This is a genomic window from Bacillus sp. I-2 (genome assembly GCF_001974945.1).
Lineage (GTDB): Bacteria > Bacillota > Bacilli > Bacillales > Bacillaceae > Bacillus > Bacillus safensis.
Map to the genome: position 1 here is coordinate 257,032 of NZ_LZRW01000032.1, position 15,567 is coordinate 272,598.

Below are 15,567 nucleotides of genomic sequence, written 5' to 3' on the forward strand. Positions count from 1 at the left end.
TGTCCAATTACGGCGAAATGAGTATGTTGTTGAGGTGAGCATCTTGAAAACTCAAAAACAGCAATATGTGACGATAAAAGGTACAAAAAACGGATTAACATTACAGTTAAATGATGACTGTTCGTTTGATGACCTTCTTTCCGGCTTGCGAGAGGTTCTATTACTTGAGCAATATACAGATGGAAGAGAAGGACATAAGGTCAATGTGCATATTAAGCTTGGTTTTCGGTATTTAACAGAGGATCAGGAGACGCGTTTGACTGAAGCGGTGTCTGAAAATGAACATCTCGTCATCCACTCCATTGAAAGTGAAGTCATGTCAACTGAAGAGGCGAGACGATTAAAAGCAGAGGCTGAAATTACTTCTGTAGCAAAAATTGTGCGCTCTGGACAGGTGCTGCATGTCGAAGGAGATCTTTTATTAATAGGAGATGTCAATCCTGGCGGAACGATTCGCGCAGGAGGAAATATTTTTGTGCTTGGCGCTTTAAAAGGTGTGGCGCATGCTGGATGTAATGGCAACAAACAGGCTGTTATTGCGGCATCTCATATGATTCCAACACAGCTTCGCATCGCACAAGTTTTTAACCGCGCGCCAGACCAAAAAGAAGATGGAAATGAAATGGAATGTGCTTATTTAGATATAGATGGCAATATGATCATTGAACGCCTGCAGCAATTGGCTCATATAAGACCTAATCTGACAAGGCTTGAGGGAGGAATGTGAAATTGGGCGAGGCTATTGTGATTACCTCAGGAAAAGGCGGCGTTGGCAAAACAACAACATCTGCAAACTTAGGCACAGCACTAGCAATTCAAGGGAAAAAAGTGTGTCTAGTTGATACCGATATCGGCCTTCGGAATCTGGATGTCGTGATGGGGCTAGAAAACCGCATTATTTATGATCTAGTCGATGTAGTAGAAGGAAGATGCAAAATTCATCAAGCGCTTGTAAAAGATAAGCGTTTCGAGGATCTTTTGTATCTTTTACCTGCTGCTCAAACAAGTGATAAAACGGCTGTAGAGCCGGAACAGATCAAAGAATTAATTCAATCATTGAAACAAGACTTTGATTATGTTGTTATTGACTGCCCTGCTGGAATTGAGCAAGGCTTTAAAAATGCTGTATCCGGTGCAGACAAGGCCATTGTCGTGACGACGCCTGAAATCTCAGCTGTAAGAGATGCGGACCGAATCATCGGTTTGTTAGAACAAGAAGATATCGAACCGCCTCGTTTGATTGTCAATCGTATTCGTACACACATGGCGAAAAATGGCGATTCAATGGATGTAGATGAAGTGGTACATCATTTATCAATTGATTTACTTGGCATTGTAGCAGATGATGATGATGTGATTAAGGCTTCAAACAATGGTGAACCGATTGTTATGGATGCTAAAAATAAAGTATCGATTGCCTATCGCAATATTGCCCGCCGGGTACTAGGCGAATCTGTTCCGCTTCAATCTTTTGAAGAAGAAAACAAGGGAATGTTTGCAAAGCTCAAAGCATTTTTTGGTGTAAGAGCATAATCACTGAACCGTGATAGAAAACCTTTGCAGTCTAGGAAAGACGGCTACCTTTGCGAAGCGAATTTGACATTCGTGAGTACCGGAGCGCAGACTGACACTGAATGCGAGTGTTTCTCTGCACGCTGAGACCGATTCGATGAGAATCGGTCTTTTTGTTGCATATCAGATGGGGGTGTCACATAAAATGTACAAACTGTTTGTATGTAAAGGGTGATCTCATGAAAAGAGTGGACGAGTACCGAAAGAAAATCGCGCAGCGCCGCAAAACGATGCAGCCAGCTGCTCCCCCTAAGAAGACGACTTTCAAGAAAAAAGAAGATATCCCGCCATGGGTTATGCTGACAGAGGAAGAAAAGCATTCTGGCTCGACCTCCTATGAACCGGCGTCCCATCAGCCAAAGAAATATCGTCATCCCTTATTTAACCCGAATACCTTTGTGCTTAAATGCTTATTATCAGCGTCCCTTGTCTTGATTGCAGCCATTTCATTTAAAGGTCAGACAGGTCCGTTTCAGCAGCTGAAGCCGATGATTACTCAGACTTTTGAGCAAGATTTTCAATTTGCTGCTGCTAACCGCTGGTTTGAAAAAACAGTTGGACATCCGCTGGCCTTTTTAACAGAGAAAAAAGATGGCCAAAAGGACGTACAAGCGAATCAAGAACTAGCTGTTCCTGCCTCTGGTAAAGTGCAGGAATCCTTTACGCAAAATGGCGCAGGGGTCAAAGTGGAGACATCCGCTGAAGCAATAGATAGTATGAAGGAAGGCTATGTGGTTGAGGTGAAAAAGAAAAGCGATACAGGGCTTACCGTTGTGGTGCAGCATGCAGATAACAGCTATAGCTGGTACGGTCAATTAAAGAAAGCCGATGTGGCCTTATACGATTTTGTCGATAAGGGTGAAAAAATTGGCCAGATTTCGCTTGATGATCAAGGGAAGGGCACGTATTACTTTGCTATTAAGCAAAATGAACAATTTATCGATCCTATTCAGGTGATGACCTTTGAATAGATGGCTGCTCATGCTGACGAAAATTCACATCCATCCGCTGCTGTGGATTGTGATGGCGTTTGCGATTCTGTCAGGTCAAATCAAGCCGCTGCTTTGTCTGCTCGTGATTGTCTGTGTCCATGAATTTGGACATGCAGCGGCTGCCTGCTATTATCATTGGCGCATTCGGCGGATTTTTTTACTGCCATTTGGCGGAACGGTGGAAGTAGAGGAACATGGGAACCGTCCGTTAAAAGAAGAGCTGGCGGTCATTTTGTGCGGGCCGCTTCAGCATGTACCGCTCCAGCTCATGGCATGGCTTTTCATGGAGGCTTCTCTTATCTCGCACGACGTCTTTACGATGTTTACCTTTTATAATATGGCGATTTTCCTTGTGAATCTTTTGCCCGTTTGGCCGCTTGATGGCGGAAAATTATTCTTTTTGCTCTTATCCGTTTTTTACCCTTTCCAACGTGCACATGCCCTAGCAATAAAAGGCTCACTTGTCTTTTTCGGCCTATTGACAGGAGGGTTACTTTTGTTTGCACCGCTGCAATTCAATGGCTGGGTGCTGCTTACTTTTTTAGCTTATTCACTCGTGATGGAGCACAGGCAGCGGCATTACGTCAGGGTTCGCTTTTTACTAGAACGGTATTACGGTAAAAAAGAGCAAAAGGTAGAAAAACTGATTCCGCTGAGAGCAAGTGCAGAGGAAAAAGTATACGAAGTGATGGCCCGATTTCAAAGGGGCTGCAAGCATCCGATTATTATTGAAAGAGATGGCGTGAAGATGAGCCAGCTTGATGAAAATGAACTGCTCCATGCGTATTTTTCAGATCGCAGAACCACCTCCTCAATGGAAGAGCTTCTTTTACCATACTAATGGTGAAAATACATTGACATTCTGCGTCTAGTTTGATATATTTTTTAATGTTATGGATATGTAGCACCCGTGCTACAACCGCGCGGAGCAGGTGTAAAGTGCCTATGGCCCCCTGTATTCGGCGAGTCTGAGTTTATTAGGAGGTGCAGAGATGTACGCAATTATCGAAACTGGTGGTAAACAAGTAAAAGTTGAAGAAGGTCAAACTGTTTATGTTGAAAAACTAGCTGCTGAAGCAGGTGAAACAGTAACTTTCGAAAACGTATTGTTTGTCGGCGGAGACACTGTCAAAGTGGGTAACCCTTCAGTTGCTGGAGCAACAGTAACGGCTAAAGTTGAAAAACAAGGTCGCGGTAAGAAAATTACTGTGTTCAAGTACAAACCGAAGAAAAACAACCACAAGAAACAAGGTCATCGTCAACCTTACACTAAAGTTGTTATCGAAAAAATCAACGCTTAAGGCGTGTGAGTGATATGATCAAAGCAACCATTACTCGGTCATCAGCAGATGAAAGCATTACGTCTTTTCAGATGACTGGACATGCCGAGTTTGCTGAAAAAGGTCAGGATCTCGTTTGTGCAGGTGTATCTGCTGTTGTTTTCGGCTCAGTCAATTCAATTATTGCACTGACAGGACTGGACCCACTGCTTGATATTGGTGAAGAAGGCGGCTACTTCTCTTTTGAACTGCCGGCTGATACAGATCCAGTATCCTTTGAAAAAGCCCAGCTGCTTTTAGAAGGCATGGTCGTTTCCTTAGAGACAATTGAACGAGATTATCACGATTATGTGAGAATATCAACAAAAAAATAGGAGGTGAACTTCATGCTTAGATTAGATCTTCAATTTTTCGCATCTAAAAAAGGGGTAGGTTCTACAAAGAACGGACGTGACTCTGAGTCTAAACGTTTAGGCGCTAAACGTGCTGATGGTCAATTCGTAACTGGTGGTTCTATCCTTTATCGTCAACGTGGAACGAAAATCTATCCAGGTGAAAACGTTGGACGCGGAGGCGACGACACTCTTTTCGCTAAAATCGACGGAACGGTTAAATTCGAACGTTTCGGTCGTGACCGTAAAAAAGTGAGCGTATATCCTGCGGCACAATAATTGCTAAAAACTCCGGTCATTGACTGGAGTTTTTTTCACTTTTTACAAGCAGTACCGAAGATGATAAAAGAAGATGCACTCCATAAATATCAAAGAACGTTTGCTGACTTTGCCTCATTTTCTCCTATACGATCAGAAAAAACAACCTTTCCTCACATAACTAGTGTTTTTCTATGCTGTCTTCTCTGTTATAATTCAGGGAGACATATTGATGATAAGACTCCTAAAAGAGAGACCAAACGATTGGGAGTGCGATAATGGAAGAGATACCAAGTAAAGAAAATGAAAAATTAACTCACGTTGCATTAACAAATGAATTGATCTATCTGCTCAGTCGTTCAAGACACGACTGGATGAATAAATTACAGCTGATCAAAGGCAACTTGACATTAGAAAAATATGACCGCGTGTTTGAAATTATAGAAGAAATGGTCATTGAAGCACAGCATGAATCCAAACTCTCAAATTTAAAAATTCCCCAATTGGCCTATTACTTTCTAACATTTAATTGGGAGTCGCATTTTATCACCTTAGAATATGAAGTGCTTGGTGAAACCCGAGACTTATCAGCATATGAATCGCAGCTGCTAACGGTATCACAGGAGTTGTTTTCGATATTCGATCAATCAGTTTGCCAAAAAACTGAAAATCATTTAACGGTCACTTTCCAAACAGATCATGAAGAAAATGATGTGATCTTATATTTTGATTTCAAAGGAAAATTAACAAGTTTGGATGCGTTAAATGCGTTTCATGACGCAAACTATCCATGTATGAGTATAACGCAATTTCATGTGACGCCTCATGAGTCCATGATTGAGCTTTGTTTGAGGCAAGAACGAGATATGTGATGCAGAGAAACGGAGGAAGTTATGTTTGTAGATCAGGTTAAAGTGTATGTTAAAGGCGGTGACGGCGGAAACGGTATGGTGGCGTTCCGTCGTGAAAAATATGTACCAAAGGGCGGCCCAGCAGGCGGCGACGGCGGAAATGGTGCAGATGTTGTATTTGAAGTAGACGAAGGACTTAGAACGTTAATGGACTTTCGTTATAAGCGCCATTTCAAGGCTGATCGCGGCGAGCACGGAATGAGTAAAAACCAGCATGGCCGAAATGCGGAAGAAATGATTGTCAAAGTTCCGCCGGGTACGGTTGTGACAGATGCAGAGACGGAACAAGTACTAGCTGACTTGACAGAGCATGGGCAGCGGGCTGTAATTGCCAAAGGCGGACGTGGCGGACGTGGGAATTCACGCTTCGCAACACCAGCAAACCCTGCACCACAGCTGTCTGAAAACGGTGAGCCAGGTAAAGAACGTGACGTCATCTTAGAATTAAAAGTACTTGCAGATGTTGGACTTGTTGGTTTCCCAAGTGTCGGGAAGTCAACGCTGCTCTCGATTGTCTCTTCTGCGAAACCAAAAATTGCGGATTATCATTTTACAACGCTTGTGCCGAACCTCGGAGTTGTTGAAACAGACGATAACCGAAGCTTTGTTATGGCGGATCTGCCAGGACTAATCGAAGGAGCGCACGAAGGCGTTGGCTTAGGTCATCAATTTTTACGTCATATTGAGCGTACACGTGTCATTGTCCATGTCATTGATATGTCTGGACTTGAAGGGCGTGACCCATACGAAGACTACGTGACGATTAATGAAGAGCTTGAGCAGTACAATATGAGATTGACAGAGCGTCCGCAAATCATTGTTGCGAACAAAATGGACATGCCAGATGCAGCTGACAATCTAAAGGCATTTAAAGAAAAATTAAAGGATGACTATAAAGTGTTCCCGATTAGTGCGATCACAAGAGAAGGGCTTCGTGAGCTCTTATTTGAAATCGCCAATCAGCTTGAAACAACACCGGAATTCCCGCTCTATAATGAAGAGGAGCTGTCGGATAACCGCGTGATGTACAGATTTGATGAGGGGGATGCACCATTTGAGATCTCTAGAGATCCTGATGGCACATTTGTCTTAACGGGTAAAGCACTTGAGCGTCTGTTTAAGATGACAGACTTCTCAAGAGATGAATCTGTTAAACGATTCTCTAGACAGCTGCGCGGAATGGGTGTCGATGATGCCTTGCGTGAGCGCGGTGCAAAAGATGGCGACATCATTCGTCTGCTTGAATTTGAATTCGAATTTATCGATTGATCAAAAGGAGGGTCCAGTCCATGGGCTCTCCCGTTTTTAAAAGGGGAGAAAACAGGTGAAAGAAGAAACGTTCTATTTAGTAAGAGAGGATGTACTTCCAGATGCGATGCGAAAAACGCTTGAAGTCAAAAAGCTTCTCGATCGCAAAAAAGCGGATTCAGTTGCCGATGCTGTTCAAAAAGCGGATTTAAGCCGCAGTGCTTTTTATAAATACCGAGATGCTGTTTTTCCATTTTATACAATGGTGAAAGAGCAAATCATCACATTGTTTTTCCACCTTGAGGACCGGTCTGGGGCTTTATCAAGACTGCTTCAAATTGTGGCTGACTCTGGCTGTAATGTGTTATCCATTCACCAAACGATTCCGCTGCAAGGAAGAGCGAATGTCACCTTATCAATTAGTACAGCTGGTATGGCAGATGATATCAACACCGTCATGAATCAATTAAGAAAGCTTGAATTTGTCGAAAAAGTCGAAATTCTAGGTTCTGGGGCGTAAAAGGAGAGATCATAGCAGATGAAGCAATTAACTGTAGGTTATTTTGGACCAGAGGCAACATTTACTCATTTGGCCGTATGCTCTTGTTTTCCAAAAGATGCGGTGCAGCGTGCCTATGCAACGATTCCGCAATGTATGGATGCTGTGTCAAAGGGCGAAGTCGATTTGGCGGTCGTTCCACTTGAAAATGCACTCGAAGGATCTGTGAACTTAACGATTGATTATTTAATTCATGAAGAAGCGCTGTCCATTGTGGGGGAGATGACAGCACCAATTCGGCAGCATTTGCTTGTCCACCCATCAAGAGCGGAGAGCTGGGAGACGTTAGATGTCATTCAATCGCATCCTCACGCGATTGCCCAGTGTCATCAATTTCTGAAAAAGCAGTACCCTCATATTCCTCATCGGCCAGTGGAATCAACAGGCTATGCAGCAAAATACATCAGTGAGCATCCAGATGAAGCTGTCGGGGCTATTGCCAATGAAATTGCCGCAAAAACGTATGGTTTGACGATAGCAAAAAAAGACATTCATGATTATCCGCACAATCATACACGCTTTGTGATTTTACATAAAGATCCTAACGCATCGTTCCCAATGAATTCTGGTTTTTCATCAAAGCCAAAAACGACCATTGTGGTCAGTCTGCCTAAGGATGACCAATCAGGCGCATTGCACCGCGTGCTGTCTGCTTTTTCTTGGCGGAATCTCAACTTGTCAAAAATTGAATCTCGTCCGACAAAAACAGGTCTTGGACATTATTTATTTATTATTGATATTGAAAAAGAAATGGATGATGTCCTCGTCCCTGGTGCGATTCAAGAATTAGAAGCGATTGGCTGTGAGGTCAAGCTGCTCGGCAGCTATCAAACATATGAATTAACGAATGAAAAATAGTGTCCCGTGCAGGACACTATTTTTTTAGTCTTTTATTAAAAACCCAGCATCATCCAGCGCTTGAATGGCTTGGTCAAGCTGCTTTTGGCTGTAAGAAGTGAGAGTATGCAAATGCACGCCGTCTGTTAGTTCTGACAAGTAGGACGCGCCGGTGTTAGAAATATGATGGACAAAATCAGCGACTTGTTTCCGTGTGCTGACGCGAATAGAGGCCGTTAGTTCACCATAAACAGGGTGCTCAATGATCACATCTTTTATCGTCACTCCAAAGTCTACAATTAAGGTCAGTTCCTCTTCTGTACGAGCAGGATCATGCTTGCAGGCGATGATTTGTTCAATTTCTCTTTCTGGCGCATGCTGCGCTGCCATATACACATAGCCTTGGCTTGTGGCAATAATGGGTTCGTTTTTTGCTTTTAATAATGAAATATCTTGTACAATGACTTGCCGAGAGACAGCCGCTTTTTTAGCTAAAAAGCTTCCAGTAAGCGGTGTGTCTGTTTCTTTCAGCCACTCTAAAATGGCGTTTCTTCTTTCTTCGCCAATGAGTTTCCTCTCTTGCTCCACGTCCTAAGCTCCCTTCTTCTCCTTTTGCAAATGCTCAAATGTATGCAAAAGCTGATCGATGTCCTCTTTTGATGACTGCCATCCAAATGATAGTCGAATAAATTGTAGGGCATCACGATCTGATACACGCAATGCCTTCACAGCAGGGGAAGGATGGTGATAACCGGAAGCACATGCGCTTCCAGTTGATAGACAAATCCCGTGCCGGTTACATGCTAACATTACATATTGTCCTTCAAACCCTTCAAAAAAACAACCAATAATATGAGGCAGCGTGCGGCGATTTTCATTGCCTTGAAGTGTACGAACAGGCAGCTGTCTTATTTTTAACTGTTGAAGAAAATAATCACGCAGCTGCTTATCTAATTTTTGCTGTTCATCCAGCCTAAGCATCGCTTGTTCACTTGCGGCAGCAAAAGCACCGATACATGGAACGTTTACTGTCCCTGGACGTAAGCCATTTTCCTGAACTGCACCTGCATATAAAGGTTTCCAAGGAACATGAGCGCCCAGATAAACGGCACCAGCGCCTTTAGGAGCATACACTTTATGACTTGAGATGGACACGGCATCGACTCCAAGTTCTTTGATGGACACACGAATCTTTCCAAATGTTTGCACAGCATCTGTATGAAAAAGAATGTTCCTTTCTTTTAAAAGAGGCGCTAATTCAGCAAGCGGCTGGATAATTCCTGTTTCTGAATTAGCATGCTGAATAGATACTAGTCCTGTTTCAGGCAATAATGCTTTTTTGAGAATGTCCTTTGTTATAATTCCATCCTGATTCGGTTCAATGATCGTGACTTTTACGCCAAGACGCTCTAAGCTGCTAACTGCATGATGAACAGAAGGGTGCTCAACTGAAGTTGTGATGACATGCTGTTGATGTGCTGGCAGTCCATTGATGATCGATTGAATCGCAAGGAGATTGGATTCAGTTCCACCGCTTGTAAAATAGATCCCATCCGGTTCACCCTCGATCATGGCAGCGAGTGATTGTCTGCTGTAAGTCAATATGTCATTTGCTTTTCCCCCAGCATCATGAAGGCTGCTTGCATTTCCGTAGAAATTTTTGCTTAGCTGCTCAAAAACATGCAGCGCTTCCTCTGAAACAGGTGTAGAAGCTGCGTAATCTAAATAAACCAACCTATCCATCTCCCGTGTGAAAATTTTTTCTTGTATTTATTTTAGTGTTGTGTAATGATATGTGTCAAGACAGGTGTAAATGACAGGAGGGGCGATGGTGTCATCAATCAAAAAAGTCATTGTGGTGGGATCAGGCATTGCAGCGCTTTCCTTTGCAAAAACCATTTCGAAAAGCTGCCAGGTCATCATGATGACAAAAAAACAATGTTCATCTAGTAATTCCATGCTGGCACAAGGAGGAATCGCTGCTGCTTTTTCAGCACATGACTCAGTTCAGCAGCATGTGCAAGATACACTAGCTGCCGGCTGTGATCACAATGATGAAAGAATCGTACAAGAAATCGTGAGACTTGGAAAACACCTTGTGGAGCAGCTCGTAGCAGAAGGCTGTCCATTTGATCAAGATGAGGCGGGAGAGCCGCAATTAGGCAAAGAGGGAGCACATACCACTCATCGCATCTTGCATGCAGGAGGAGATCAATCAGGCAAAACCCTTGTACAGTTTCTAAAAAGTCAGCTTGGCTCACATATTCATTTATACGAATGTCATCATGTCATTGATCTATTGATTCATGAAGGGAGATGTACGGGTGTTGTATGGAAAGACGAGGCAGGACACGTACATACGATGACCGCAGATGCCGTTGTTTTATCAACTGGCGGCTGCGGCTCCCTATATGAGACAAACACAAATGATCCTTCTATAACAGGAGACGGCCTGATGATGGCCTATCGAGCAGGGGCACAATTAGTGGATCTCGAATTTGTTCAATTCCATCCAACTCTTTTAACGATCGCTGGAAAAGCAGCTGGTCTCATTTCAGAGGCAGTACGGGGAGAGGGAGCTTATTTAGAAGATGAGACAGGCAGGCGGATCATGAAAGGTATTCACCCACAAGCTGATTTAGCACCTAGAGATGTGGTCGCTAGAGCGATTTTTCATGAGCAGCAATTAGGTCATCAATTGTATCTTAACATCCATGATATTCCGCATTTTTCAGCTCGTTTTCCAGCCATAGCTGCGATGTGTCAGCGTGCAGGCGTCGATATGGCAAGCGGCAGGCTGCCAATTTCCCCCGGTATGCACTTTTTAATGGGCGGCATCAGCGTCAATGAATATGGAGAAACGACTGTTCCAGCGCTATTTGCCATTGGAGAAGCGGCCTGCACTGGCTTACACGGTGCGAATCGATTAGCAAGTAATTCTCTTCTGGAAGGACTAGTATTAGGCAGCAAAGCGGCACAGAGAATTGAACAGCTGCCTAAACAGAAAGAACCAAGTCCACCTTTTTCAATTCAAGAAATATGGATGGTCCCAATGATTTCAACAACTCAGCTGAGACAATGGATGACTACATTTGCGGCCATTGTGAGAGATGAAAAAGGCTTGCAGACTTTGCTTCATTCATTGCAACGTGTCAATTTTCAGCAAATTAATGTGAAGGATATCACAAATGAACAGATCGAATTAAGCAATCAATGGGCATTAGCGGTCTGCCTTGCTAAATCTGCATTACTTCGTACAGAAAGCAGAGGCGGCCATTATCGAATGGATTATCCAGAGCGGAGTGATGCGTTGTGGCGGGGCAGACAGATTGTTCATGAAAAAGGCGACATTCACATTATGAAAAATGAAAGGATCGGTGCCAAATGGAACGTTTACAGTTAAAACAAATGCTCACTCATTTTTTCACAGAAGATATTGGCTTTGGAGATGTATCAGCTGATGCCATCTTTGGAGACAAAAAAGGAACAGCTCTTATCATTGCGAAACAATCTGGTGTATTGGCAGGATCACAAGTGATTGATATAGGGTACCGCCTGTTGAATGAACAGATTCAAACTGAGCTGTATTTTCAAGAAGGTGATTGGATTCATTCAGGTGCTGTACTGGCGAAAATAAAGGGCCCAGTCAACGACTTATTAAAGGGAGAAAGAGTCATTTTAAATCTATTGCAGCGAATGACAGGTATCGCCACCTTAACACATGAGGCGGTGCAGCGATTAGGTGACCCGTCTATTACGATTTGTGATACGAGAAAAACGACACCCGGCTTGCGTATGTTAGAGAAATACGCAGTGAAGACGGGCGGTGGAAAGAATCATCGCTTTGGCTTATCGGATGGGGTGATGATTAAAGATAATCATATTGCGGCATGCGGTTCTATCCGTGAAGCTGTAGAGAAAGCAAGAGCATATGCCGGTCATATGGTGAAAATTGAAGTGGAAATTGAATCAGAAACGCAGCTTATGGAAGCCATTGATGCAAAAGCGGATGTCATCATGTTTGATAACTGCTCTCCGGACGAGGTAAAACGTTTTAAACAAATGACACCAGAGTCCATTCTGACAGAGGCTTCAGGAGGCATCACGCTAGAGACATTGCCAAGCTACAGGGGGACAGGAGTCGACCTTATTTCACTTGGCTTTCTGACACATTCTGCTCCAGCATTTGATTTTAGTATGAATATGGAATTCAGTCATAAAGGGGGAACAACTCATGTCCTTGCTTAATGTATTAGCCAATCAACATGCAGTCATGATGCCAGATGAATATAAACACCGCTCTGATGATGAGATGAAACAGCGAGTGTTAGACATTAAGCGGGCTTTTGGCTCAAAGCTTTTTATACCAGGCCACCATTATCAAAAGGATGAGGTCATCGAATTTGCAGATGCCACAGGAGATTCATTGCAGCTGGCACAAATAGCTGCTGACAATCACGAGGCTGAATACATTGTATTCTGCGGTGTTCATTTTATGGCAGAAACGGCAGATATGCTGTCAAACAAGAATCAAAGCGTCGTATTGCCAGATATGAGGGCAGGCTGTTCCATGGCAGATATGGCGAACATGAAACAAACAGACAGAGCATGGGAGCAGCTCACTGATCTGTTTGGGGATACAATACTTCCGCTTACGTATGTCAATTCAACAGCAGATATTAAAGCATTTGTTGGCAAACATGGCGGGGCGACTGTTACTTCGTCAAACGCTAAAAAAGTACTCGAGTGGGCGCTGACACAAAAAGAGCGGATTCTCTTTCTCCCTGATCAGCACCTAGGGCGTAATACGGCTTTTGATTTAGGTATTCCGCTAGAAGAAATGGCTGTGTGGGATCAGATAGAAGAAAAGCTTATCACCGATCAGCCGCTTTCCCGGATCAAGATGATTTTATGGAAAGGCCATTGCTCCGTACATGAGAAGTTTACCGTTCAGAATATAGAAGAAATGAGAAAAAAAGACCGTGACATTCAAATTCTTGTCCATCCTGAATGCACGCATGAGGTCGTAAGGGCTTCTGACCTAGCAGGTTCAACGAAATTTATTATTGATACGATCAAACAGGCGCCAGCAGGCAGCAAATGGGCGATTGGAACAGAGATGAATCTAGTCAAACGGATCATAGCGCAGCACCCAGATAAACAAATTGAATCCCTCAACCCAGATATGTGTCCATGTTTGACTATGAACCGGATTGATCTGCCTCATTTGCTATGGTCACTTGAAAGCATTGAGAAGGGGCAGCCGGTGGGGTTGATACAGGTCAATGAAGACATCACGAAAGACGCTTTGCTTGCACTCGAGAAAATGCTCGCCATTAAATAATGAATCAGCCCCTCCTATCAGAAAACAAGTTTTTATCATATCGGCTTGTAAATAGGCATAAATTTATGTTGAAACATATTGTACTTCTGACATAACCGTTACGTTCACGTTTTGCATAGGAGGGGAAAACGTTGAAAATTCATATTGTGCAAAAAGGAGACTCCCTTTGGAAAATTTCAAAGAAATACGGAGTCGACTTTCAAGAATTGAAAAAACTAAATTCGCAGCTCAGTAATCCTGATTTAATCATGCCGGGTATGAAGATTAAAATTCCGTCTAGTGGTGTTCCTGTGAAAACAGATCATCACAAAGCAAAAGAAATGCCAAAAACGAAAGAACATCCGTATGTGAAAGAAAAGCCAAAAGATGTCGTGCAAGTGCAAGATACGAAACCGAAGGAAAAGCCAAATGAACCGGTACCATATGTACCGCCAGTGCCAAAAATCGAGCAGCCAGTTTTTCCGCAAGTGGATGTGAACTATTATCAGACCAATCTCTACCAGCCATTCACACCTCCTCCCAAAAAAGATCATCACGAGAAAAAAGACCACGTGCATGAGAAGAAAGATCATGTTCATGACAAAAAGGATCATAAGGATCATTTTCATCATGAAAATAAAGAACATAAAGATCACAAGGATCATGTCCATTATGAAAATAAGGAACATAAAGATCACAAGGACCATTTTCATCATGAAAATAAAGGTCATCTAAAAGATGAAGTGGCAAAGGGGTATGATCCGTTTATTCATATTCCGCATCAAAAAGAGGAGGGAAAAGACATGGAGCATGGCAATTATCCGAACCTTCCTAACTTCCCGCAAATGCCAAATGTGGGAGGGGCAGCGGTAGGGGGAGTGGCTGAAAATAACGAGCATCATCACCAGCATCATCATCATGAACCATATGATCCTTATTTTGGTTATGGTCATGGTCATTACATGCCGGCGATGTATCCATATCCGCAGCAAATGGTGCCGGCATCGCCAATTTTACCGGGATCAGGCCTATGTTATCCTATCCATCCATATTATCACCATCATATGATGCCATATCCATACCCGGCTCATCCTTATTATCCTGCGTATCAAGCGCCTGCTTACTACGGAGAAAATCATGAGCACCATGCAAACGACGGACATCACTGGCATCACCATATGCATCCAAACGCCAATGCAAATGCCAACGCAAATCAAGGCTTTTATCCAAACGTTTCAAATGCAGCATATGGCAAGGAAGATTGCGGATGCGATGATGGCATGAAGCATCATCAGCCTTGGCCAGGACATTATCCGAATCCTGTTCCTTATGGCCAAATGGGAGCTTATCCAGCTCAGCCTTATATGCAGCCATATCCAGGTCAATCCGTATTTGCAAGGCCGGAGGAGGAAGAAGAAGATTAATGACAGAAGGAACGATCTCAATCGTTCCTTTTTTTGTTTATAACTGACAGTTTGATTTTTTTCCTAACTGTACATGCTAAAACAGAGCCTGTTCGCGCTCATGAGATTGAATTTGTACAGGGGGTTTTTCGTTTGCAAAAATGGCAAAAAACAATCGCATTAGTGCTTCTTCCTATTGGTTTAACGGCATGTGGTGCAAATAATAACGCAGGTGTCGATACACGTCATAATCAATCAGGCCAGCCGGTTGGTTATCATTCGAATCAACGAGCGGACGACAACAACCAGGATCATCAAGGACCAGTTTCTGAACTCATGGAGGGAATGAACGGGAGAAATACAACGAATGTTGATTACCGTACACGTCCTCAAGCTGATGATCGAATGCCTCTTGCAGGTGGAGATGGACGCTACAGTCATGGAGATATGAACTATCATAACCAAATGTCGTTCTCAGGCTACGATAAACAAGAGAATATCCAGCGTTCAAGAAAAATTGCCAACCGCGTCAATAAAATGAATCACGTGGCAGACTCTCAAGTCATGGTGACGGATGAGAATGTGTATATTGCCATTAAATCAGATGGCCGCCTGACGTCAGAAGGCGTATCACAAGTAGAAGAAGCAGCGACTCGTTATGCGGATGGAAGAGCAGTCCAAGTCATAAAAGATGAAGGTGCATTCACACGCTTTAGAGACATGAGAAGAACGCAATTTGAAACAGGCCAAACAGGCATGACCCGATAGTTTGACACAAAAAGGCTAAAGTTC

At 43.2% G+C, this 15,567-nt stretch carries 18 protein-coding genes and 1 other annotated feature; of the genes, 16 read left to right on the plus strand and 2 right to left on the minus strand.

Annotated features, from left to right (window positions below):
- The first annotated feature begins 43 nt into the window (after window positions 1-43).
- The 11 genes from minC to pheA all read left to right on the plus strand — a co-directional run bounded on the left by minC (window position 44) and on the right by pheA (window position 8,070).
- Entirely contained in the window at window positions 44-727 is a 684-nt protein-coding gene (gene minC, locus BAE31_RS10310) for a septum site-determining protein MinC (protein ID WP_024423161.1), read from the plus strand.
- Between the two features lie 2 nt (window positions 728-729).
- Window positions 730-1,533 carry a septum site-determining protein MinD gene (minD, locus tag BAE31_RS10315; RefSeq protein ID WP_017358134.1) on the plus strand — a complete coding sequence of 268 codons (804 nt, stop codon included), beginning with the start codon at window positions 730-732 and terminating at the stop codon, window positions 1,531-1,533.
- A gap of 218 nt (window positions 1,534-1,751) precedes the next feature.
- Window positions 1,752-2,543 carry a M23 family metallopeptidase gene (locus BAE31_RS10320; RefSeq protein ID WP_076840460.1) on the plus strand — a complete coding sequence of 264 codons (792 nt, stop codon included), beginning with the start codon at window positions 1,752-1,754 and terminating at the stop codon, window positions 2,541-2,543.
- Window positions 2,536-3,405: a M50 family metallopeptidase gene (locus BAE31_RS10325; protein WP_076840389.1), complete on the plus strand. Its 870-nt coding sequence runs from the start codon at window positions 2,536-2,538 to the stop codon at window positions 3,403-3,405. The genes BAE31_RS10320 and BAE31_RS10325 overlap by 8 nt, the downstream gene beginning before the upstream one ends.
- Window positions 3,406-3,471: 66 nt before the next feature.
- Window positions 3,472-3,544 (plus strand) — a sequence feature (ribosomal protein L21 leader region).
- Between the two features lie 12 nt (window positions 3,545-3,556).
- Complete coding sequence (gene rplU, locus BAE31_RS10330) at window positions 3,557-3,865, plus strand: 50S ribosomal protein L21 (protein WP_003216781.1); 309 nt, start codon at window positions 3,557-3,559, stop codon at window positions 3,863-3,865.
- Window positions 3,866-3,879: 14 nt separating this feature from the next.
- Window positions 3,880-4,218 (plus strand): ribosomal-processing cysteine protease Prp, encoded by a 339-nt coding sequence (locus BAE31_RS10335; RefSeq protein ID WP_034279847.1) that lies wholly within the window; start codon window positions 3,880-3,882, stop codon window positions 4,216-4,218.
- A 12-nt stretch (window positions 4,219-4,230) separates the two neighbouring features.
- On the plus strand, window positions 4,231-4,515 hold the full coding sequence (gene rpmA, locus BAE31_RS10340) for a 50S ribosomal protein L27 (protein ID WP_003216586.1): 285 nt from the start codon (window positions 4,231-4,233) through the stop codon (window positions 4,513-4,515).
- A gap of 257 nt (window positions 4,516-4,772) precedes the next feature.
- A complete protein-coding gene (locus BAE31_RS10345) occupies window positions 4,773-5,366 on the plus strand; it encodes a sporulation initiation phosphotransferase B (RefSeq protein WP_024423157.1) in 594 nt (197 codons plus the stop codon).
- A 21-nt stretch (window positions 5,367-5,387) separates the two neighbouring features.
- A complete protein-coding gene (obgE, locus tag BAE31_RS10350; protein WP_076840390.1) occupies window positions 5,388-6,674 on the plus strand; it encodes a GTPase ObgE in 1,287 nt (428 codons plus the stop codon).
- Window positions 6,675-6,729: 55 nt separating this feature from the next.
- Entirely contained in the window at window positions 6,730-7,173 is a 444-nt protein-coding gene (locus BAE31_RS10355) for an ACT domain-containing protein (protein ID WP_008342790.1), read from the plus strand.
- 18 nt (window positions 7,174-7,191) lie between these two features.
- Window positions 7,192-8,070, plus strand: coding sequence for a prephenate dehydratase (gene pheA, locus BAE31_RS10360; protein WP_024423155.1), 879 nt, complete (start codon window positions 7,192-7,194; stop codon window positions 8,068-8,070).
- Window positions 8,071-8,094: 24 nt separating this feature from the next.
- On the opposite strand, the gene BAE31_RS19670 is transcribed toward pheA, so the two are convergent.
- Together BAE31_RS19670 and BAE31_RS10365 are read right to left on the minus strand one after the other, a co-directional pair.
- On the minus strand, window positions 8,095-8,637 hold the full coding sequence (locus tag BAE31_RS19670) for a transcription repressor NadR (protein ID WP_170871291.1): 543 nt from the start codon (window positions 8,635-8,637) through the stop codon (window positions 8,095-8,097).
- A gap of 3 nt (window positions 8,638-8,640) precedes the next feature.
- Window positions 8,641-9,783: an IscS subfamily cysteine desulfurase gene (locus BAE31_RS10365; protein ID WP_170871292.1), complete on the minus strand. Its 1,143-nt coding sequence runs from the start codon at window positions 9,781-9,783 to the stop codon at window positions 8,641-8,643.
- Window positions 9,784-9,877: 94 nt separating this feature from the next.
- On the opposite strand from BAE31_RS10365, the gene nadB reads away from it, so the two are divergent.
- From nadB to BAE31_RS10390, 5 genes are all read left to right on the plus strand, one after another.
- A complete protein-coding gene (gene nadB / locus BAE31_RS10370; protein WP_076840391.1) occupies window positions 9,878-11,452 on the plus strand; it encodes an L-aspartate oxidase in 1,575 nt (524 codons plus the stop codon).
- A complete protein-coding gene (gene nadC / locus BAE31_RS10375; RefSeq protein ID WP_041107077.1) occupies window positions 11,434-12,297 on the plus strand; it encodes a carboxylating nicotinate-nucleotide diphosphorylase in 864 nt (287 codons plus the stop codon). Before nadB ends, nadC begins: the two co-directional genes overlap by 19 nt.
- Window positions 12,284-13,393 (plus strand): quinolinate synthase NadA, encoded by a 1,110-nt coding sequence (nadA, locus tag BAE31_RS10380; protein WP_041107075.1) that lies wholly within the window; start codon window positions 12,284-12,286, stop codon window positions 13,391-13,393. The genes nadC and nadA overlap by 14 nt, the downstream gene beginning before the upstream one ends.
- A 131-nt stretch (window positions 13,394-13,524) precedes the next feature.
- A complete protein-coding gene (gene safA / locus BAE31_RS10385) occupies window positions 13,525-14,796 on the plus strand; it encodes a SafA/ExsA family spore coat assembly protein (protein WP_076840392.1) in 1,272 nt (423 codons plus the stop codon).
- A gap of 132 nt (window positions 14,797-14,928) precedes the next feature.
- Complete coding sequence (locus tag BAE31_RS10390; RefSeq protein WP_076840393.1) at window positions 14,929-15,543, plus strand: YhcN/YlaJ family sporulation lipoprotein; 615 nt, start codon at window positions 14,929-14,931, stop codon at window positions 15,541-15,543.
- The last annotated feature ends 24 nt before the right edge of the window (window positions 15,544-15,567 follow it).